The 19,472-nt window shown below is 39.0% G+C and carries 22 protein-coding genes; 18 read left to right on the forward strand and 4 right to left on the reverse strand.

Annotation, left to right across the window (positions count from 1 at the left end; all coding sequences use genetic code 11):
- The first annotated feature begins 13 nt into the window (after nucleotides 1–13).
- The 12 genes from MTCD1_RS02330 (at nucleotide 14) to MTCD1_RS02385 (ending at nucleotide 12,229) form a co-directional block, all read left to right on the forward strand.
- The gene (locus tag MTCD1_RS02330; protein WP_088568894.1) at nucleotides 14–1,732 is read left to right on the forward strand and encodes a DUF8689 domain-containing protein; all 1,719 of its coding nucleotides are present in this window, start codon (nucleotides 14–16) and stop codon (nucleotides 1,730–1,732) included.
- Nucleotides 1,732–2,529 carry a Flp pilus assembly protein CpaB gene (gene cpaB / locus MTCD1_RS02335; protein WP_057179963.1) on the forward strand — a complete coding sequence of 266 codons (798 nt, stop codon included), beginning with the start codon at nucleotides 1,732–1,734 and terminating at the stop codon, nucleotides 2,527–2,529. Before MTCD1_RS02330 ends, cpaB begins: the two co-directional genes overlap by 1 nt.
- Before the next feature lie 77 nt (nucleotides 2,530–2,606).
- On the forward strand, nucleotides 2,607–4,073 hold the full coding sequence (locus MTCD1_RS02340; RefSeq protein ID WP_057179962.1) for a type II and III secretion system protein family protein: 1,467 nt from the start codon (nucleotides 2,607–2,609) through the stop codon (nucleotides 4,071–4,073).
- Nucleotides 4,074–4,102: 29 nt separating this feature from the next.
- Nucleotides 4,103–4,369, forward strand: coding sequence for a hypothetical protein (locus tag MTCD1_RS02345; RefSeq protein WP_057179961.1), 267 nt, complete (start codon nucleotides 4,103–4,105; stop codon nucleotides 4,367–4,369).
- An 11-nt stretch (nucleotides 4,370–4,380) separates the two neighbouring features.
- A complete protein-coding gene (locus tag MTCD1_RS02350) occupies nucleotides 4,381–5,697 on the forward strand; it encodes a TadE/TadG family type IV pilus assembly protein (RefSeq protein WP_057179960.1) in 1,317 nt (438 codons plus the stop codon).
- A gap of 9 nt (nucleotides 5,698–5,706) precedes the next feature.
- Nucleotides 5,707–6,189 (forward strand): TadE/TadG family type IV pilus assembly protein, encoded by a 483-nt coding sequence (locus MTCD1_RS02355; protein WP_057179959.1) that lies wholly within the window; start codon nucleotides 5,707–5,709, stop codon nucleotides 6,187–6,189.
- 2 nt (nucleotides 6,190–6,191) lie between these two features.
- Nucleotides 6,192–6,692, forward strand: coding sequence for a TadE/TadG family type IV pilus assembly protein (locus MTCD1_RS02360; protein ID WP_057179958.1), 501 nt, complete (start codon nucleotides 6,192–6,194; stop codon nucleotides 6,690–6,692).
- Nucleotides 6,693–6,745: 53 nt separating this feature from the next.
- Nucleotides 6,746–7,987, forward strand: coding sequence for a CpaE/TadZ family protein (locus tag MTCD1_RS02365; protein ID WP_088568895.1), 1,242 nt, complete (start codon nucleotides 6,746–6,748; stop codon nucleotides 7,985–7,987).
- Nucleotides 7,987–9,309, forward strand: a complete 1,323-nt coding sequence (locus MTCD1_RS02370) for a TadA family conjugal transfer-associated ATPase (protein WP_057179957.1) — start codon at nucleotides 7,987–7,989, stop codon at nucleotides 9,307–9,309. The genes MTCD1_RS02365 and MTCD1_RS02370 overlap by 1 nt, the downstream gene beginning before the upstream one ends.
- Before the next feature lie 11 nt (nucleotides 9,310–9,320).
- Nucleotides 9,321–10,289: a type II secretion system F family protein gene (locus MTCD1_RS02375; protein ID WP_197410251.1), complete on the forward strand. Its 969-nt coding sequence runs from the start codon at nucleotides 9,321–9,323 to the stop codon at nucleotides 10,287–10,289.
- Nucleotides 10,290–10,292: 3 nt separating this feature from the next.
- Nucleotides 10,293–11,270: a type II secretion system F family protein gene (locus MTCD1_RS02380; protein WP_057179955.1), complete on the forward strand. Its 978-nt coding sequence runs from the start codon at nucleotides 10,293–10,295 to the stop codon at nucleotides 11,268–11,270.
- A 2-nt stretch (nucleotides 11,271–11,272) separates the two neighbouring features.
- Nucleotides 11,273–12,229, forward strand: a complete 957-nt coding sequence (locus MTCD1_RS02385; protein WP_057179954.1) for a tetratricopeptide repeat protein — start codon at nucleotides 11,273–11,275, stop codon at nucleotides 12,227–12,229.
- A gap of 224 nt (nucleotides 12,230–12,453) precedes the next feature.
- Here the strand turns inward: MTCD1_RS02385 and MTCD1_RS02390 are convergent, their stop codons facing one another.
- Nucleotides 12,454–12,882, reverse strand: coding sequence for a MerR family transcriptional regulator (locus MTCD1_RS02390; protein ID WP_057179953.1), 429 nt, complete (start codon nucleotides 12,880–12,882; stop codon nucleotides 12,454–12,456).
- 67 nt (nucleotides 12,883–12,949) lie between these two features.
- Here MTCD1_RS02390 and MTCD1_RS02395 point away from each other — a divergent pair, with 67 nt between their 5' ends.
- The 4 genes from MTCD1_RS02395 to MTCD1_RS02410 are packed head-to-tail and all read left to right on the forward strand — an operon-like array spanning nucleotide 12,950 to nucleotide 14,626.
- Complete coding sequence (locus tag MTCD1_RS02395) at nucleotides 12,950–13,171, forward strand: GDCCVxC domain-containing (seleno)protein (RefSeq protein ID WP_082606427.1); 222 nt, start codon at nucleotides 12,950–12,952, stop codon at nucleotides 13,169–13,171.
- 1 nt (nucleotide 13,172) lies between these two features.
- Nucleotides 13,173–13,568, forward strand: coding sequence for a hypothetical protein (locus MTCD1_RS02400; RefSeq protein WP_057179952.1), 396 nt, complete (start codon nucleotides 13,173–13,175; stop codon nucleotides 13,566–13,568).
- Nucleotides 13,569–13,581: 13 nt separating this feature from the next.
- A complete protein-coding gene (locus MTCD1_RS02405) occupies nucleotides 13,582–13,887 on the forward strand; it encodes a heavy-metal-associated domain-containing protein (protein ID WP_057179951.1) in 306 nt (101 codons plus the stop codon).
- Nucleotides 13,868–14,626 (forward strand): hypothetical protein, encoded by a 759-nt coding sequence (locus MTCD1_RS02410; RefSeq protein WP_057179950.1) that lies wholly within the window; start codon nucleotides 13,868–13,870, stop codon nucleotides 14,624–14,626. The genes MTCD1_RS02405 and MTCD1_RS02410 overlap by 20 nt, the downstream gene beginning before the upstream one ends.
- A gap of 164 nt (nucleotides 14,627–14,790) precedes the next feature.
- On the opposite strand, the gene MTCD1_RS02415 is transcribed toward MTCD1_RS02410, so the two are convergent.
- Nucleotides 14,791–15,273 (reverse strand): YajQ family cyclic di-GMP-binding protein, encoded by a 483-nt coding sequence (locus MTCD1_RS02415; protein ID WP_057179949.1) that lies wholly within the window; start codon nucleotides 15,271–15,273, stop codon nucleotides 14,791–14,793.
- Between the two features lie 218 nt (nucleotides 15,274–15,491).
- On the opposite strand from MTCD1_RS02415, the gene MTCD1_RS02420 reads away from it, so the two are divergent.
- Nucleotides 15,492–15,869, forward strand: a complete 378-nt coding sequence (locus tag MTCD1_RS02420; RefSeq protein WP_057179948.1) for a VanZ family protein — start codon at nucleotides 15,492–15,494, stop codon at nucleotides 15,867–15,869.
- A 41-nt stretch (nucleotides 15,870–15,910) separates the two neighbouring features.
- A complete protein-coding gene (locus tag MTCD1_RS02425) occupies nucleotides 15,911–16,852 on the forward strand; it encodes a ketopantoate reductase family protein (RefSeq protein WP_082606426.1) in 942 nt (313 codons plus the stop codon).
- Nucleotides 16,853–16,954: 102 nt separating this feature from the next.
- Here the strand turns inward: MTCD1_RS02425 and thiI are convergent, their stop codons facing one another.
- Nucleotides 16,955–18,409: a tRNA uracil 4-sulfurtransferase ThiI gene (gene thiI / locus MTCD1_RS02430; protein WP_057179947.1), complete on the reverse strand. Its 1,455-nt coding sequence runs from the start codon at nucleotides 18,407–18,409 to the stop codon at nucleotides 16,955–16,957.
- A gap of 93 nt (nucleotides 18,410–18,502) precedes the next feature.
- Nucleotides 18,503–19,447 (reverse strand): flagellar motor protein MotB, encoded by a 945-nt coding sequence (locus MTCD1_RS02435; RefSeq protein WP_057179946.1) that lies wholly within the window; start codon nucleotides 19,445–19,447, stop codon nucleotides 18,503–18,505.
- Nucleotides 19,448–19,472: the final 25 nt, after the last annotated feature.

Here is a 19,472-nt window from a genome sequence, read left to right on the forward strand (position 1 = left end):
TATAGGAATTACCATGGACTCATCACCTTTCGATCGGACTAATCAAGCGGGCAACTTAGCTAATAGTGCTGGTGATAGTGCAAGTAATAGCGCAGCTGCTAATACAGTTGAAAGTGTCTCTGGCAATGCTTCTAACACGATATCCGAAAATTTATCTGGCAAGGTCTCAGAGAGTGTCGCTAGCTCCACCCGTGACTCATTACCTCAGACACAATACCCAATTCCACCTAAACATGGTCTGTCCTTATTACTTAAAAGTGGCCGGAAAAACAGCAAAAAAAACAACCCAGAAAACAATAAAGAATGCAATAAAGAAAGCAGTCAAGGAGATAGTCCCTCCGTACTTAGCGATAATTCACCATCACTAGTTATTCCTCAAGATGAACAGGCCTTAGCGGCTATGGCAAAACGGCCAAGTACCATTGCCGAAACCGGCCTGTCCGAACAGTTACTATTACAACTATTAATTAAACATATGTTAGTTGAACATGTGGTCAGTGTACGCCTGTTAGTAGAAAAAATGGCCTTAAGTGGTGGCATTATTCAAAATTTATTAGATCATGCCAAAACGATTAACTGGTTGGAAAATCGTCAATCGAGCAAAAGTGGTCAAATGCGTTACGCGCTTAGTGAATTAGGCGCTACAGAGGCAGAAAAAGCCTTTAACCAAGGCGGTTACCTAGGTATAGCACCTGTGCCTTTATCACAATACAGTGATATTTGTCTGAAACAAACCAGCCGCAATACCATCATAGTAAAAGAGTTGTTGCAACAACGCTTTAGTAACTTGATGTTTTCAGCCGAGTTAATGGCCACCATAGGTCCAGCATTAAATTCCACTAAACCTATTTTAATTTATGGGGCTCCTGGGGTAGGTAAAAGTTACCTCTGTCGACATTTGAATCTACTCTTTGGTGATGATGTCTTAATACCAGCCGCTATAGAAGTGAATAATATTATTATTCAGCTTTACGATCCACAATTACATATATTAAGCACCAAAGGAGTAAAACAGCATAACGACGCTGCCACATTAGTATCCTTAACACAGGGTTATGATCCCCGCTGGCATTTATGCCAACGGCCGTTATTAGTCACCGGGGGCGAATTGACGGCTGATATGTTGGAAGTTAATTTTGATGCTACTAATCATACTTATAAAGCGCCACTGCAATTAAAAGCCAATAACGGTATTTTATTATTAGATGACTTAGGACGGCAAAAAATTAGCCCGATAGCGCTATTTAACCGCTGGATCATTCCGTTAGAAGAACGCCGAGATTTTTTGTCCTTACCCAACGGTTTACATTTTGAAATTCCTTTCGAACTCATTTTACTTTTTTCAACCAATCTAGCGCCACAAGACTTGGTGGATGAAGCCTTCTTACGTCGCTTAGGTTACAAAATTAAGTTTGAAGCCTTATCTGTGGAACTCTATAAAAAGTTATGGTTTAAAACCTGTGCGGACTATCAACTTACTTGCGAAAATGACATTTTCAATTACTTGGTTGAGCAGCGTCACTATGTCGATCAGAAAGATTTTTTACCCTGCTTGCCGCGTGATTTATTAAGCATAGTTTGTGATCAAATCAAATTTAATCAATTAGCACCTGTAGTTACCCAGGCGCTTATCTGTTTTGCCTGGCAACATTACTTTGTGCATAGCTCAGATAACTCGACCCCAGATAAGCCTAACCATCATAATGAGTCAAATAAATTAAGGAGTGAGTAATGAATAAAAACACTATTATTTTTATTACCATGTCATTGGTTTTTGGTGTTGGCGCTGTATTAATTGCCAAAAATTGGCTAAATGATAGCCAGAAAGAATTAACCGAAGCACAAGTCAATATTGTTATGGCCGCAGTAAGTATTCCAACCGGCACTATTTTAACCGCTAAACATCTCAGTTTAAAAGTGTTTCCAAAATCAATGGCACCAGATAAAGCGGTGCAAAGTTTAGCTGAGGCTATCGGCAAAGTCGCTAAAAACCAATTTTACCTTGGCGATATTGTTAGACAAGAACGGTTGGCAAAACAAGGTGATGGCAGTTATTTAGCCAGTTTGATCGGCGAAAATATGCGCGCGATAACCATTCGAGTGAATGATGTTGTTGGTGTTGCTGGTTTTTTATTACCGGGCAACCGAGTAGATATTCTCAATACTTACCAGCAAGATGGCAAGCCCACAACCGAAGTGATTCTTTCCAATATCAATATACTGGCGGTTGATCAACGTGCCTCAAGCGGTGAAAACAAACCGCAACTGGTACGCGCGATCACCGTTGAGGTTGATTTAACCCAAGCAGAAATACTAATGAGTGCCCGCAGAAGTGGTTATTTACAACTTGCCTTACGTAATCCAATTGATGACGAACCGGTAGTTATTGCCAGTGAAAAACCAGCAGCAGAGCCAAAAGTGGATGTTGTTGCTGATATTACACCTAAGCCTGCCCCTAAAATCCGCCAAAGGCAGAGAGTAGAGTTAATCAGAGGTGTTAGACAACAAACCGTGCAGGTAGATATTTAATCGCTATTTAAAGCTGCCGTCGCTTAGCTATTAAATCGAATATATATTGAGGCTCTTGGGCTAATAAGGATACAGTCATGAAAGGTAAAACCGTTAAACTAATTACCCTAATCAACTGCTCTATTTTATTGATAATAGTGCAATTATTCATTAGTTCGGCCGTATTAGCTGGGGGACCAACTAAACTAATAAACGATGAATTAAAAGTGCCCATTTTCAAGTCAAGAAATCTAACTATGAATCAAACAGTCAGCCGAGTTTCAATAGGTAATGATAAAATAGCGGATATCTTAATATTGCGTGCCAAAGAACTTTATATTGTCGGCAAGATGTTAGGTACCACCAATATCATGGTATGGGACGAAGAAGATAAATTGGTTGATATTATCAACCTTGAAGTGACTCATGATTTACATAGTTTGCGCCAACGCTTATATCATTATCTGCCCGGTGAAAATATTGGTGTGGAAACATCGCAAGGACAATTAGTACTCAGTGGTCAATCCTCGTCATTGGCAAAAATGAATACCGCAGTTGAGCTTGCTAGTGGTTATGCCGAAGCGGCATCGGTAGGTAACGTAAAAAGTAAAGTGCTCAATATGATTTCTATTGGTGGCGGCCATCAGGTCATGCTTGAAGTGACTGTCGCAGAAGTAAGCACTGAAATTGCGCGTAAATTTAATGCGCATATGTCGTTAACCTTTAAAGGCTCAGATGGCACCCTTGGTATGGTTAATGGCATTGGAGCAGGGGCGGCGGCCAGCCTTAGCAGTGGCTTTTTTGGCTCTTTAATTAATGGCGATATGCAGTTTAGCTTTGCCCTAGATGTTGCTAAACAAAATGGTTTAGCAAAAATACTGGCCGAGCCAAACATTACCGCCTTAAGTGGCCAGAAAGCTGAATTTTTAGCTGGTGGGGAATTTCCCGTGCCGGTACCTGGTGAAAAAGGTACCACGATACAATTTAAAAATTTCGGGGTCGGCGTAAGCTTTGTACCGACGGTATTAGATTCAGGAAAAATCAATTTAAACCTCAAGATATTAGTCAGTGAATTAAGTAATTCTCATGGCGTTGGCGTTACCCCCATAGGTTCATCATCAACCTTAATAGTCCCTTCAATTATCAAAAGATCGGCGGAAACCACAGTGGAACTTGCTGATGGCCAAACCATAGCTATCGGTGGTTTGTTAAGTGATACCTTACGCGACAGTGTGAGTAAGATACCAGGTTTGGGAGATTTGCCCATTTTAGGACAGTTGTTTCGTAGCCATGAATATATTAGTGGTCAAACGGAATTAGTCATTCTGGTAACACCCCGATTAGTCAGACCCTTTAATAAAAAAGATATTTCCTTACCTACCGATGGCTTTGTGCCCGTCTCCGATATGGAGTTTTATCTATTAGGCACAATGACCCGGCAAAACAGCCAAAAAGCAACGACATCACCGAATCAAGCAGCAAACCATAACACGCTTATTTTAACCAATGATGGCGGCACTAATCAGCGTTATGGTCATCAACTTAAAGTAACTAAAAGCGATTAATAGCCCTAAAATTTAATAAGGAGTTAGTAATGAAAAAATGTAACTTACTCAACAGTACATTGTTAGCCTTATCAAGCGTACTGATATTGGGCTGTGCCGAGCAACCTAGTTATCAGCTAGCCGTATCGAGCCAACAAATAAAACAAGTGCAAATACTCAACCCCAACGCAGCAGAGCTAAATGATGGCATTATTGCCACCTTAAATGGTAACTACGGCCAGCATGTCATTAAAAAATATCAACGCAGTGTTTACAGCATGAAAGAATCTCGTCAAATGACACAGAACACTAAGTAGGTTAAATACTTATGTTATATCTCCCGCATACACATAGGCCAACAACAGACCAAGGTTGTCAAAAAGGTAATGTACTGGTGCTTTTTGTTATCAGTTTATTAGCACTGATAACGCTGGCATCCTTGGCCTTAGATGGCGGCCATTTATTATTAAATAAAGGCCGCTTGCAAAATCTGGTAGATGCTGCCGCCTTACATGCCGCCAAAGAGCTGGATCAGGGGGCAACTAAGGCACAAGCATCGGCTGCCGCTATCAATTTATTACAAATAAATCTTGCCCATACCGATCAACAAGAATTATCCCGTGCTATCGCTTTTGATGGCGATACTAGCGCCTTGTTAACCATAGCGTATTCTGTCGAAGCGGATCCATTTAGTGCCGTCACTGACCCCAGTATTGACGCTCAATTTGTCAAGGTTTCACTAAAGAAAATAACCTTAGATAACTTTCTCGCCCATGTTTTTAGTTTTAATAAACGCGTTTCTGCTACTGCTTTGGCAGGCCCTAGTACCGCAATAAAGAATTGTTTTACTAAAGTAGTGCCAATGATGGTTTGTGGCACCCCAAATACGAAGAATTTTGGCTTAGATGAAAATAGGTTATATATGATGAAACTGGGCTCTCATACCAGCTTACCCGTTGGTCCAGGTAACTTTCAATTGCTTGCTCTAGGAGGTAGTTCCAGCGCCGATGTTATTCTCAAAGGCCTGGCTGGCGCGCCAAATCAAATTGATACTTGCTTTAATGCAACAGTAAATTATACAACTGCGTCCGGTAATAAAGTAAACGCTGTAGCTACAGGGCTTAACACTCGTTTAGGACTATGGGAGCGGAACATCCGAGGAGAAGAACTAACTTACCACAGAGATGAAAATATTTGTCAAGGGGAGATAATTACTATTGCAGACATTGAAGTGGATGGTGTAATAAATGAGGATGCTTTAGCTGCTGCATATGAGCATAAAGCATACCAAGCAGCTTGGTATATAGAGGACAATGAAATAAGTGGCTGCACCGTACCAACCATGGGGTTAAGCAATCCCCCCCCAAACGAGGAAAATTTTAGTTTCGCTGATCACGCAACACACAGACGAAGAATTATGCCTCTAGTGGTTGGCGAATGTAACAGTTCGGGACAGGTTAATTTTTTAGGGGTTCGTTGCTTTTTTCTCACTCAAAAAGTCGAACATAAAGGCCTGACTTCTTATGTAATAGGGGAGTTTATTGATGATTGCCCGGGTGGCGGTAATCCGAGCTTAGCGCCTGTGGATACGCCAGGCCCTTATAAAATGGTGTTATACCATGTACCTGGCAGTACCGATTCTTAGGAGTAATGTATGATAACTATCAAAAACAAGATAACCGCAGCTAGCATAACTAATAAAAGTAAACAACAAGGTTTTGCCGCCATCGAATTTACGCTGGTATTGCCCTTTTTATTACTGTTAATTTTTGCCAGTGCTGAATTTGGCCGCTTGATGTTGCAATACAATACCCTGAATAAGTCGGTCAGAGATGCTAGTCGCTATTTAACGGCTAAGGCTAAAACTGGTACCAACGACGAAATAAGCATATCCGGTGTTACTTGGGACGAAGTAAAGAATTTAATACGCTATGGTCAACACGCTAACGCTAACTTACTGCTGCCCAATCTTAATGATGATGATATCAGCTTCAGTATTAGCGGCGATTTTATCACCATCACCGTGACTTATGATTGGCAACCGATATTTTCTGACACTTTTTTTACTTTCGGTTTAGGTGATGATATTGATTTAAGCTTTCCGCTGATATCGACCTATACCATGAGGGCTTTATAACCATGTTTAGAGGCGGTAGAGAACTTAAAAAAAACCGACAAAATGGCGTTTATACCATAGAGTTTGCCATTGTCGGTGCGGTATTTTTTTTACTGTTATTTGCAGTATTTGAAGTAGGACGGTTATTTTTTGTGTGGAATATACTCACCGAAGCCTCAAGGCGCGGCGCCAGATTAGCAACGGTTTGTCATTTCGACCATAGTTCAATGTCCGCTTTTGATCCTATGCTCGCAGCTGCCCTGTTTGACAAAATACCGATGGCGCCAAACCTAGGCATAACAAATTTACAAATAAGTTACCTAGAACTAGATGGTTCGCCAGTAACTGATATTGATAAAATAAAACTTGTTAGAGCAGAAATAATTAATTACCAACACCAGTTAATCATTCCTGGTTTATTTTTAACGCTTAACTCACCTAGTTTTGCCACCACATTACCAAGAGAAAGCTTAGGTGCAACACGAACAAAATATAGCTATTGTTTGCCAAGTGACGCCACATAGTTATAGCGTTGATAAGAATATATTGCTAAGGAACAGTTATTTAAGGAAGACTTATGAATAGTAAAAATATCAATAATGTTGTTGATTTACCTGATGGAAGGTTAACTGTGACTGATAACTTTTTCAAAAAGAAGCAAAGCCTACCAGTTCACTTAGCTGTGCTCGTTATTTGTAGCGAAGTTAATATGCAAGTTACGCTTACTAGTCAATTTAACTTAATAAGTAATTTAAACGTTGAATTCAGTGAAAAAATACCAGAGCAATTTAGTCAGTTTGAATTAGTTATCTTAGCCATTAATAAAGACAATGATACTTGCCAACAGGTTATTGAAAAATTGGCCCTTGAGCATATGCCTACATTATTGTTAGGTGATGGTATTGCCGCTGATATTATTCGAACAGCGATGCATCATCATGTACTAGATATTATTCCTTTTGACGATATTGAGCAGGAGCTTTTTAATACCTTAACCTTATCAGCCAATAATATTTTAAAAACAAAAAAAGTTGCCCCTGTTATTAGCATCATTAATGGTAAGTCAGGCTCAGGTGCTAGTTTTATTACCGCTTGTTTAGGTGAGATTAGTGCCAACCTCTGTCCAGATGAAATAGTACTTATTGATGCAGATTTACACTACGGCTCTCTCGCTGACTCCCTCAACCTTAAAGCCAATTATTTCTTGACCGATGCGCTAAATGAAATTGATAAACTGGATAACATGGCGATAAAGTCTATGATGACCAAACGCAATAATTTAAGCTTGTTAGCCAGTAAAGCCTACGCTCAACTTGATCAAGAGCAAAATAAAAACTTTAAGCACTTAGAGCAGCTTATATGGAAAATAAAACTAAATCATGATTTGATTTTAGTCGATTTATCTCGTGGTTTAGATATGCTCACCTTGCCTTTAGTCTCACTATCTAGCCAGTTTCTCATTGTTGTCCAACAAAATATTGTTAGTTTGAGAGAAGCCAAAGCCCTTATTCAACAACTAACGGAACGAATGGGTGTCAGCAAGAATATGATTCAAATAATAGTTAATCGTCATTCCAAAAAAGTCACTCATATTAGCCTTAATGATATAAAAAAAGCCTTGCTTATCGATAGTGTTTTTTATGTCAGTAATAATTATCAATTAGCTAGTTCTTGTACCGATTTAGGATCGCCTTTAGCAAAACTGACCGAGAACAAAATCATCCATAAAGAAATTTGTACCATTATAAGAAATGCTTTTCCGATTAAGTTCCCCAAAGAAAAGCCAAACTTTTTCAGTAAAATTTTCGGAGGTGCGTAATGTTACTTGATACAAAAACAGTAGATCCCTTTAGTATTTTAACTGCTGAGGATATGCAAACTAAGCAAGAAATTTTTGGCAAGATATTAACCTTGTTAGATTTGTCCGTATTGGAAACTATGGAGAATAAGATCGCGAAAGCGCAAATTACCGAGTTATGCTGTAGTTTATTAGATGAATTAACCCGACCAATAAGTTTAAACGTTCGTCAAATATTGATAAAGCTAATTATTGATGAAATTTTAGGGCTTGGTCCGTTAGAAACCCTGTTAGAAGATCCGACAATTGCCGATATTTTAGTTAACCGCTATGACAGTATTTATGTAGAACGTAAGGGGAAATTAGAAAAAGTAGCGGTGAAATTTTATGATGATAAACATCTACTTAGTATTATTGATCGCATTGTTTCTAGTGTCGGTCGCCGAGTTGATGAATCATCGCCTATGGTAGATGCCCGCCTTAAAGATGGTAGTAGAGTCAATGCCATTATTCCTCCCTTAGCCCTTGATGGTCCGGTTTTATCTATTCGCCGTTTTACTGTCGATAAACTCTCAGCCGAACAGCTCATTGACTACGGCACTATGAGCTACGAAATGGGACAACTAATCAAAGCGGTTGTTAAGGGTAAGCTTAATGTGTTGATTTCAGGGGGTACTGGTAGTGGTAAAACCACACTACTTAATATTTTATCGGGTTACATCCCTGAAGACGAACGGATTATCACCATAGAAGATTCAGCGGAATTACAATTACAGCAGCCGCACACGGTCCGTTTAGAAACACGTCCAGCCAATATCGAAGGTAAGGGCGAAATATCACAACGAGATCTGGTGAAAAATTGTTTAAGAATGCGTCCTGACCGAATTGTTATTGGTGAAGTGAGAGGAGCAGAAGCCATAGATATGTTGGCGGCGATGAATACCGGTCATGAAGGTTCACTAACTACTTTGCACGCCAACTCTCCTCGCGATGCCTTAGGTCGTTTAGAAAATATGATTTGTATGGGCGGTTTTGACATGCCTATACATAATATTAGAGCGCAAATATCTTCTGCCATTGATGTGGTGGTGCAGTTACAACGTCAAGAAGATGGTTGTCGACGCATTACCAGTATTCAAGAAGTTACTGGCATGGAAGGGGATGTGATTACCATGTCGGAAATTTTCACTTTCAAACGAGAGGATAAAGATGAACAAGGAAATATAATAGGCAGTTACCAAGCCACGGGAGTAATACCAGAATTTCATCGTCAATTAGCCCTTAAGGGGATCGACTTACCTTATAGCTTATTTGGCATTGATGAATCAACAGTGAATTTCTAATAGGAGGCATTATGAGTCCGCAACTTATATTTTTACTTTTAGTTTTTGCCGCAGTCGTTTTATTGGCACAAAGTTTGTTCGTTTCAGTCTACAGTCCTCAAAGGGCTGATACCAAGCAGCTAAAAAAACATTTACTTTCTCTGGCATTAACAGACAAAAACATTGAAAGAAATATATTACTCAATAGTAGAGTCGCGCACTTACCCCCTTTTACTCGCTGGTTAGAGACCTTACCTTTGATTGAAAATTTAACCTATAAAATGGAAATATCAGGGTCAAAACTATTAGGTCATCAATATTTAGCTATCGCCTTAGCCACGAGTAGCTTGGCCTTTATTACCGTTAGTTTCTTCAGCAAGGATTGGTTATTTAGTTTGATAATTGCCTTGCTGACTTTACTGGCGTTTCATCTCAAATTAAATCGCGATACCACGCTTCGTATGGAAAAAATTGAAGAGCAATTTCCTGAAGCCATGGACGTACTAAAAAGAGGTTTACAAGCAGGTTATGCTTTTAGTGATGCGATTAAGCTGGTTTTTGAGGAAATGGACGGTTATTTAGCCGATGAATTTAAGATAATGTTTAATCGCATTAATTTTGGTAATGACACAAAAACAGCACTACTTTATTTTGTCAAACGAGTGCCCAGCACTTCAGCAATGGCTTTTTCCAGTGCCGTTGCTATTCAAAAATCCACGGGTGGTAATCTTGCCGAAAATATTGATAAATTATCGAAAGTGATCAGGCAACGATTCACCTTCAAAAGAAAGATAAAAACCTTGTCCGCAGAAGGCCGTCTTTCCGGTTGGGTTTTAGTGTTAATGCCCTTTGTACTCTTTGCCGTTTTATACATCTCGTCGCCAAATTATGTGGCTGAATTAACCTCAACACCCGCGGGTATTAACCTGCTTAAATGGGGAGGAGCTGGCATGCTGTTAGGCATTTTTTGGATAAAAAAACTGATTCAAATAGAGGTATAAACTATGGAATATATACAAGGTTTGTTGCTAAGTTTTACTGATAACAAAGTCATGGTTGAATGGGTGATTTATATTGTCGCAGCCACCGCTGGTGTGACTTTAGCTATGGCATTTTACTATTTCTTTTCAGGAATTTATTCGCCGGTAAAGGCGCAGATAGACAAGCTTAAAAAACAGCCCTTATCAGCAACACATCAACAAGAAGATTACACCACTACGCTGGAGCATAATTTAAATAAACTTAAATACCTGCCATTAATTAATAACCGATTTTCGGGCGATAAAGCCACCAGAAAATTACTTATACATGCGGGCTATCATTCAACCAATGCTTTAAAAATATTTAATGCCCTGAAATTAATGTCGATGTTATCTGGCGTAACCCTTGCTATTGTGGTGATGAAATTTTCTGGTGGCATATCTATGTTAGTTACCTTATATATTTTCGCCTTTATTATCGGCTTAACTTATATATTGCCAGCACTAATACTGCATAAGTTGGCTGATCGGCGCATGAAAGAGCTGCGTAAGTTTTTCCCCGATGCGTTGGATTTATTAATAGTCTGTTGTGAGGCCGGTTTAGGCTTATTAGAGGCATTTCAACGCGTTAAAAATGAACTGGAATTTGTCCACCCGACCCTAGCCCATGAACTTGGTTTGGTTTGCAGTAAAGTTCGCGTCGGTTTATCAATGCAGCAAGCATTACAGGAATTTAGTGACCGAACTGGCTTAGAAGATATAAGAGGCTTAAATTCAGTTATTGTACAAAGCCTGAGGCTTGGTACTGGTGTCGCTGAAACTATTCGGGTTTATGCCGATGAGTATCGGGATAAACGCTTACAGGCGGCGGAAGAAAATGCCGCTAAACTTGGCGTAAAAATGATTTTTCCGATGATGTTTTGTATTTGGCCCTCTTTCTTTATTGTTGCCATTGGCCCCGCAGTATTGAAAGTAATGAATGTTTGGGATAAGGCGTTTTAGTGATGAAATATTTAAGTGATAAATACCTAATTAGAATTTTTTTACTGTTAAGCTTTTCTTTCGCTAGTGTCGGTTGTACTAGCACTAATAGTCTTGAACAGACAAATGCAAACAAAGACTCCGCCAATATTGTGCTATCTAAACAACAAAATATAGCACAGGCAAAACGTGAAGAGCTGAATAACAATCCCAAAAAGGCTATTTTTTATTATATTCAAGCGCTTGAATTGGATAAAAACGATGTTGATGTGTTTTGCCAAATTGGCAAAATTCAAAATAGCTTGAATAGTCCAGAATTAGCCATTAGGGCTTTTAAGCAAGCATTAACCATCAATCCTGACCATATCCCAGCCTTGGCTGAAGTAGGTATTTATTATCTAGAACAAAGAAATATGAATAAAGCCAGAACACTACTCGAGCGCAGCGTTAATTTAGATCAAAATCGATTACAAAATGGCAATATTGAAAATGGTTTGATCGAACTCGATCAAGACTCACCATTATCAGCTTACAATGTTTATGCGGTGTTAAATGATCTTGATAGCCAGCATGAATATGCCAGGGAAATATTTAAGCTACTATTAACCATCAGCGATGATTTATCCCTTATTCACACTAACTTAGGCTATTCGTATTACCTAACTCATCATTATGTTTTGGCCGAAAAACACTATAAAGAAGCCCTTAATGCCAATCCTGCTTTTGAACGGGCGAAGCTTAACTTAGGGTTGATTTATGTACGAACAGGTCAATACAACAAATCAATACAGCTTTTTAAACAAGTGATGACTACAGCTGAGGCGTATAATGATATCGGCTATTTTTTATTATTAGATGGTCGTTATCAAGAGGCAAAATATTTTTTACAACACGCCATTGATCTTTCTCCTACTTATTATAAAAAAAGTCATATTAACTTAGAAAATGTGCAGCTTTATTTGCATGAAATAGAAATATAGCCTAATACCTGGGCTTAATTTATTTAAATAAATAATGAAAACTAGTTCACTCCTAGTATTAAGTGTTACCGAGCTAATCGCTGAAATAACGCTAAGGTTAAGGCTGTGAATAAATGTTATTTGGAAAAGCCCTTAGATCGGGGGGTATTGAGTAAATGCTATGGTGGAAATACCGCTAAGCTAGGCTATAAACAGTAATAATGAATATCAATATTACTATTATCTTAGCCTTGTCCTACTACGTTCTCAGTGTAGAGTGCATCAACAATAGGACAGTCATCAACCGGTTTATTCCCAGTGGAACATTGAATAATCATTTCATTTAATGCTGATTGCAGACGCTGTAAATCAGCTATTTTCTCTTGTACAACGCTAGCTTGTTGCATTGCCATTGCTTTAACTTCGCCACAATAGTGGTTTGGCTCATCTATAAATTTAAGTAGCTCTTTAATTTGCTCAATTCTAAAGCCTAGAGCACGACTACGCCTGATAAAATTCAAGCGTTTAACATGAGGTAAGGCATAGACCCTGTGCCCTCCTTCGGTTCTCGGTGGCTCAGGCATTAAACCTATTTTTTCATAGTAATGCACCGTTTCCACCTTACACGCGGTTTTTTTTGCCAGCTGGCCAATAGAATATTTTTCATAATTCATGTCAAAAGCCCTTGAACCTATAGTAACTATAGGTTCTATACTAACATAAACAAACTAGGAAGCGCTTATGACTAAAATCACCATCGACTCAGAACTAATCTGCCCGGAATGTGGCCATAAAAAATTAGTGGAAATGCCGACGAATGCTTGCCAATGGTTCTATGAATGTACTGCTTGTCAGGTATTATTGAAACCTCTTCAAGGAGATTGTTGTGTCTTTTGTTCTTATGGTTCAGTGCCATGCCCACCGATCCAAGTATCAGGCTCATGTTCAAGCGGTAAGGGTTAACATGGCAAACTCTAATATTTTAGAAAAACCTTATTTAAAGTGGCTGACACTTTTTATTACTAGTGGCACATTGCTTTGTTGTGCCTTACCTATATTGCTCGTCACCTTGGGCTTTGGTGCGCTAGTGGCGAGTTTAAACTACAACCTTCCAGGGCTATTTTTTTTAGCTGAACATAAGATCTGGACCCTAACCCTAGCGGCATTTATTTTGCTGATTTTAGCTGGGGTTATTTGGCGTCCTAATCAACATTGCCCTGCTGAGGCTGACTTAGCCGCCTTTTGTAAAAAATCAAAACAATTGAACAAAAAAATATTTTGGCTAAGTGCAATGATCTTGTTTATTGGCTTTTTCACCAGTTACCTGTTACTACCCATGCGAAATTTACTCGACCTATAAGGAGAACTAAACAATGAAAATATTTTTATTACTAACCGCTTTAGCACTGACATTATCTTTTAGCTTTGCAGTCAAGGCTAAAACAATAGAAGTAGAAATTCACGGCATGACCTGTGCGTTATGTGTTGATAGTTTAAATCGCACCTTCAATAAAATGGCAGGGGTAGCAAAAGTACAGGTCAGTATGAAAATGAAGAAAGTGCAATTAGAAACTGAGGCAAAATCCCCCTCAATAGCAATGATTAAGCAAGCTATACTCGATGCTGGATTTACGCCAATAAAAGTCACGGTGATATCAGATGAAGAAGCTAACAACTAGCCTCTCTGCCATAGCGAATATTACCCTACTTTCGTTACTTAATGTGCCCAATGCCCATAGTATGGGCTTAAGATCATTTGTTGCTTTGCCCCTTGATAAACATGGCTATGTGGTAAGGTTTTTATATGAGCATATTACCGGTAGCAGCAGCGGTAACTTTCATACCAGTACGGCCTACGGCTTAAGCAATGATCAAGCTTTGCTATTTTCCATCCCTTACAAAATAACAGCTAACGATGAAAATCATTTTGGCGAGTTATCTGCATTATATCGTCACACGGTAATGCAAGATGACTTTTTCTCTGGCACAGCAAGATTAGCCTTGTTAGCAGGTGCTATTGTTCCTATGAATAATGTTCCTAGTGATGCTAGTGACAATGTTCGCGAGCCTGCAGTTCAAGCTGGCTTTGTTTATACATTTTTTCAAGGCAGACATGAATTCGATATTGATGCACTTTATCAAGCGGGTATTAATAGCCGTGCAGATAGTGGTCGATATGATATTTCTTGGCAATATCGTTTATCACCGTCAGTTTACCCTGATTGGGGTATAGGGTCAGAATTATATGTAGTAACTGAGCTCAATGGCCGATGGCAAGAAGCAGATGAAATAACGCACCAAGTTACCCTTGGCCTGCAATGGCTGCAGCCAACATGGGTTATTGAAGGCGGCATTGTTAAAAATTTAACTAACAATAATGACTTAACTGTCCTCTTTAGTAGCAGATTTCATTTTTGAATAGGCTAAGGTTTATTACCCCATGTCATTATAAGTCGGCTTATACCATTAGTTGCAATGAATTTAACACGGTTAAACAAACATAAAAAACCATAACAATAGTTATGGTTTTTTTTAAAACACTAATTAAGTTAGCTGTTTATCTTCCTAGTAGGAAAGAAAAACTAGTCTTTAAAGTTAGTATACTGAAAAGATTGCTCTAACTCAGCGGCTTTTAGTAAACGCATTACCGCTTGTAAATCATCACGTTTTTTACCTGTTACCCGCACTTGTTCACCTTGGATAGCCGCTTGAACTTTTAGTTTTTCACCTTTAATAAGCTTGACTACTTTTTTCGCCATATCTTGTTCAATACCTTCTTTAAAGGTGACTTGTAGACTCCAGTTCTTACCTGTGGCACTGGCATCACCAATGCTCATGGCTTTAGCATCAACATTGCGTTTAGTTAATTGGCTGCGCAATATGTCGCACATTTGCTTTAATTGAAAATCACCTTCGGCTTTCAAGGTTACATTGGGCTTTTTCCACTCAAAACTTGCCTCAACACCACGAAAGTCAAAACGTGTACTAATTTCACGATTAGCATTGTCGACAGCATTACGAACTTCTTCTAAATCAGTTTCTGATACAATATCCATTGAAGGCATAATATATTCTCTATATGGGGTAAGTTTGCACAATGCCACCATTATACCTTTGCTGCCAAAGCACGCAACTAAAGCGCTAAACTAAAGCACTTAACTAAAGCACTTAACTAAAGCACTTAACAAATATATATACGATAACTGACAGGGAAAGCCAATAAGAAATACTGGCAAAACCATGCTAGTATCGAGGCACTTACTTAATTATTAACAGGCTCGTTGTGAAAGCTCGCCAACATACTTATTTTTTTATTGCTGTGATTATCGTCACAATATTACTGCTTTTCGCTCATGAATTTTCACCTGACACCTTAAGGAAACGCATATTCCAGTTTCCCGCAATTGATACCATGGGCCACCTGATCAGTTTTTTTATTTTAACTTGGGTGAGCCACTCGGTTATAAAATTGTCTCTGCGCCTTTGTGTGCCTTTACTTATGTTTTATGGCGCGTTAACTGAAATTGGTCAATCTTTTCTCGGTTATAGAAGTGGTGAGTTTGGCGACTTTATTGCTGACGTTATTGGCATTAGTTTGTTCGTTTTAGCAACATGGCTTTACCTGATCTTTTTTCAAAAAAAAGTAACTAAGCAACGCTAACTAACCACTACTAATGAATGAAAAAGGTAAATAATTAACTTATGACAAATACGCTAGCGAATATTGTTGTCGTTGGACAAGGAGCCATGGGTTTACTTTGGTATCATCATTTAGCTCATACCAATACCAATGTTACTCTACTGGCTTCTAACCAAGAGCAACTTAGTGCCAGTGAGCTTAAGTCAGCAAAATATCAATTTACCCCCTATCAACAACTGCACGCTGAAATTCACCCTCTCACTTATAGTCAAAGTGCTGATATAAATTCCGCCGATATTATCATCCTATGCCTAAAGTCATTTCATATTGCCGATGCAATACAGCAAATGGCACAAGACATTAATCCTCATTGCCTAGTAATTCTTGCTCATAATGGCATGGGACCTTTTGCCGAGGTGGTTAACTTGCTACCGAGTCAGCAAGTTATACTAACCATGTTAACCACCCATGGCTGCTTACGAAGTATGCCCTTAGCCATAACCCATACAGGACTTGGCCAAAGTGATATTGGGCTACTTGCAGGTGAGTTAAGCTCAAACCAACAAACGCAATTGACCAACCAGCTAAACAACGCCTTAGCCCAGGTAAATTTCCATCAAGATATAGTAAAAAAACAATGGTTAAAATTGGCAATAAATTGTGTCATTAACCCAATCACGGCCATTAACAATATTGATAATGGCGAGATAAATAACCAGAAGTTTACTAGACAAATAAATTTAATATTAACTGAAATTACCGCAGTCAGCCACACGGAAGGTATAGAGTTAGCCTTTACCGACTTACAAAAAATGGTTGCTAAAGTCGCGCAAGCAACGGCGAGAAACTGCTCGTCAATGCGTAGTGATGTTTTGGGCGGCAGAGCAACAGAGATTGATTTTATTAACGGTTATATTCACCGTATAGGTAAGAAGAATAATGTTGCCACACCGGAAAATACTCGACTGTGGCAACAGGTGTTAGACCTTAAACCTGTCCATTAAAAATAAGCTTTAAAAATTAGCCCTTATAAAGACGTATTAAAGCTAAGATAGCAACATTACTCAGGTAGATAATGTTGCCATGATGACGTTAAGGAATGATAATTAAGGGCGATAGACTTTTACGTTTTTAAAACCATTATCAAGTAAATACAACGCTTGTAGTTTACTCATCACCCCGTGATCACAATAAAGTAGGTAATCTTTCGACATATCTAAGTCGCCAAACTGCGTAGCAAGCTTATAGAAAGGGATATGCTTAACTTCGATATCACCTAGCACTAATGGTTTATCTTCTTCTTCTGCTGGACTACGGATATCAACAACGACGGCATTATCAGGGATGTTCTCAACAAGATCTACCGCATGAATTTCTTCTTCGGTTTCTTTACCAATATCTCGAATATCAAAAACACGTGTCTCGCTAATAACCTTGTCTAAAATATCAAAATCAAAGTGACCTTCTTCTTCTATCACTTTAGCGAGTACCGCTTTTACCGTCGGTTTTTTAGAGATAACACCACAGTATTCAGGAATAGTCTTGGCAAAATCTTCTGTGCCTATTTTACGCGCAATATCAATAATATCTTGTTTATCGTATGCGCCTAACGGGCGTAAAATTAGCGTATCAGTGACACGGTTGATAACGTTTAAGTTGGTTAAGGTTTGACTGGAAACCTGGCCTAAACTTTCACCGGTAACAAGGGCTTGAATTTTACCTCGCTCGGCAATTTTAGTGGCAGCACGCATCATCATACGCTTTAACACCACACCCATATGGCTATTGTCAACCTTCTCTAATATCTCAGCGATCACAGGTTCAAAATCTACTGCGAAGAATTTAACTTTGTGCGAGGAGCCAAATTTATTCCATAAATAATAACTCACTTGTTTAACACCCACTTCGTGCGCTGAGCCACCAAGGTTAAAGAAACAGTAGTGGGTACGTGCACCTTTTTTAATCATTTGGTAACTGGCAACACCTGAATCGAAACCACCAGACATAAGTGATAACACATCTTCTTGGGTTGCAATCGGGAAACCGCCTAAACCTTTATGACGTTCAGTAACAATAAATAAGTCTTTATTTTTAATTTCAAGACGTACGGTTACATCAGGGTTTTTTAATTTAACCTTAGCGCTGGCAACGTGTTGGTTTAAACCACCACCAACATATTGCTCTACTTTTAAGGAGTTAAAGTCGTGATTACCGGTCCGTTTAACACGTACACAAAAGGTTTTGTTTTCAATACTTTTGGCATGAACCGCCAACGTTTTCTCATAAATATCATGAACATCAACAAAATCAGTTTGTTGAACTTCTAGAAAAATCGGTATGCCCGGAATGCATTTAAGGGCTTCAACTAAACGTTCACGGTTTTCAGGTGAGTTGTCTTTGGTATTGACTTCAATATTATCCCAGTTCATACGTGTAGTGACTTGCTCGTCAATACGACGTAAAACATTCCTAACGTTCGATTCTAAGATTTTAGTAAAACGTTTACGGACGGGGCGAGATTTAATGGTGATCTCGGCTTGAAGCTTTACGATAAATTTCATCGGTTATAACCTAAAAAAGACAAAAAAATAATGGCGCGGATTGTACACTATTTATCAGTCTTTTTTAAGGTTTTAACACTAAAAATCTGTTTGCTATTCTTTTCTGATACTTATTCGATCGGTTTCTTTGGCTTTACCTTGATTGATCGAAATTTCAACCCGACGATTACGTCGACGATTAAGGGCATTGGTATTGGGTACTAATGGTCGAGTATCGGCATAGCCAGCAACCACAAGCCGAGTAGGATCAAAACCTGGCACTTTAATCAAGACATGTGCTATGGCTACCGCACGTTTAGTCGACAGATCCCAGTTTGAGCTAAATAACTCAGAATCGACACCGCGATCATCGGTATTACCCGAGACCATGATTTCTCCTGGTATGGTATTAAGTAACGCACCTATTTCTTCAATAATGGGTCTAAATTTAGGTTGTAAAAAAGCAGAACCAGAAGGAAAAGAGCCATTTTCACGAATACGAATAATCACCTGCTGACCTAGTGACTCTAATTCGATGGCACCATCTTGAATTTGTTGCTCAAGTTGCTCAGCTATCTTCTTCACTAAGTCATTCACTTGCTCTTGTGCCGCACGCGCTATTTCTTCTTGTGCTTGTAGTATGGCTTGCGCAGACATAGCATCTTCGGTATTTTGTGCTTGACCACCACGTTCAGTGCCTCGTTGCTCTTGTCGTCCACCAGCAGAGGTTTCATCTCCGGCTTGAAACTCAAGCATTTGCTGGGTCATTTCCATGGTTTGTTGCTGAATAACTTCAATAGGCGTTGGATCAGGTTTTCCTGGGCGAAACTCTTGCGCAATAATACTGGTACCTTTAGGAATGTCTTTTACTTCAATTTTATTTTGCACACCAAAGGCAAATTTCATCGAGCCAGCAATTTGCTTAAATTTCAGCACATCCATCTCAGAGAAAGATAATAACAAAATAAAAAAACACATTAACAGTGACATAAGGTCGGCAAAGGTGCCCATCCATGCGGGTAATCCAGGAGGTGGGCACTTACATTTTTGCTTAGCCATGATTACCTCGTAACATAAGCACTCC

Origin of the sequence: Colwellia marinimaniae, assembly GCF_002207865.1 — a bacterium.
Lineage (GTDB): Bacteria > Pseudomonadota > Gammaproteobacteria > Enterobacterales > Alteromonadaceae > Colwellia > Colwellia marinimaniae.

Excerpts from the sequence above, each read along its gene's own strand:
- MTCD1_RS02330 (WP_088568894.1), top strand. The coding sequence starts at position 14 with ATGGACTCATCACCTTTCGATCGGACTAATCAAGCGGGCAACTTAGCT.
- cpaB (WP_057179963.1), top strand. The coding sequence starts at position 1,732 with ATGAATAAAAACACTATTATTTTTATTACCATGTCATTGGTTTTTGGT.
- MTCD1_RS02340 (WP_057179962.1), top strand. The coding sequence starts at position 2,607 with ATGAAAGGTAAAACCGTTAAACTAATTACCCTAATCAACTGCTCTATT.
- MTCD1_RS02345 (WP_057179961.1), top strand. The coding sequence starts at position 4,103 with ATGAAAAAATGTAACTTACTCAACAGTACATTGTTAGCCTTATCAAGC.
- MTCD1_RS02350 (WP_057179960.1), top strand. The coding sequence starts at position 4,381 with ATGTTATATCTCCCGCATACACATAGGCCAACAACAGACCAAGGTTGT.
- MTCD1_RS02355 (WP_057179959.1), top strand. The coding sequence starts at position 5,707 with ATGATAACTATCAAAAACAAGATAACCGCAGCTAGCATAACTAATAAA.
- MTCD1_RS02360 (WP_057179958.1), top strand. The coding sequence starts at position 6,192 with ATGTTTAGAGGCGGTAGAGAACTTAAAAAAAACCGACAAAATGGCGTT.
- MTCD1_RS02365 (WP_088568895.1), top strand. The coding sequence starts at position 6,746 with ATGAATAGTAAAAATATCAATAATGTTGTTGATTTACCTGATGGAAGG.
- MTCD1_RS02370 (WP_057179957.1), top strand. The coding sequence starts at position 7,987 with ATGTTACTTGATACAAAAACAGTAGATCCCTTTAGTATTTTAACTGCT.
- MTCD1_RS02375 (WP_197410251.1), top strand. The coding sequence starts at position 9,321 with ATGAGTCCGCAACTTATATTTTTACTTTTAGTTTTTGCCGCAGTCGTT.
- MTCD1_RS02380 (WP_057179955.1), top strand. The coding sequence starts at position 10,293 with ATGGAATATATACAAGGTTTGTTGCTAAGTTTTACTGATAACAAAGTC.
- MTCD1_RS02385 (WP_057179954.1), top strand. The coding sequence starts at position 11,273 with ATGAAATATTTAAGTGATAAATACCTAATTAGAATTTTTTTACTGTTA.
- MTCD1_RS02390 (WP_057179953.1), bottom strand. The coding sequence starts at position 12,882 with ATGAATTATGAAAAATATTCTATTGGCCAGCTGGCAAAAAAAACCGCG.
- MTCD1_RS02395 (WP_082606427.1), top strand. The coding sequence starts at position 12,950 with ATGACTAAAATCACCATCGACTCAGAACTAATCTGCCCGGAATGTGGC.
- MTCD1_RS02400 (WP_057179952.1), top strand. The coding sequence starts at position 13,173 with ATGGCAAACTCTAATATTTTAGAAAAACCTTATTTAAAGTGGCTGACA.
- MTCD1_RS02405 (WP_057179951.1), top strand. The coding sequence starts at position 13,582 with ATGAAAATATTTTTATTACTAACCGCTTTAGCACTGACATTATCTTTT.
- MTCD1_RS02410 (WP_057179950.1), top strand. The coding sequence starts at position 13,868 with ATGAAGAAGCTAACAACTAGCCTCTCTGCCATAGCGAATATTACCCTA.
- MTCD1_RS02415 (WP_057179949.1), bottom strand. The coding sequence starts at position 15,273 with ATGCCTTCAATGGATATTGTATCAGAAACTGATTTAGAAGAAGTTCGT.
- MTCD1_RS02425 (WP_082606426.1), top strand. The coding sequence starts at position 15,911 with ATGACAAATACGCTAGCGAATATTGTTGTCGTTGGACAAGGAGCCATG.
- thiI (WP_057179947.1), bottom strand. The coding sequence starts at position 18,409 with ATGAAATTTATCGTAAAGCTTCAAGCCGAGATCACCATTAAATCTCGC.
- MTCD1_RS02435 (WP_057179946.1), bottom strand. The coding sequence starts at position 19,447 with ATGGCTAAGCAAAAATGTAAGTGCCCACCTCCTGGATTACCCGCATGG.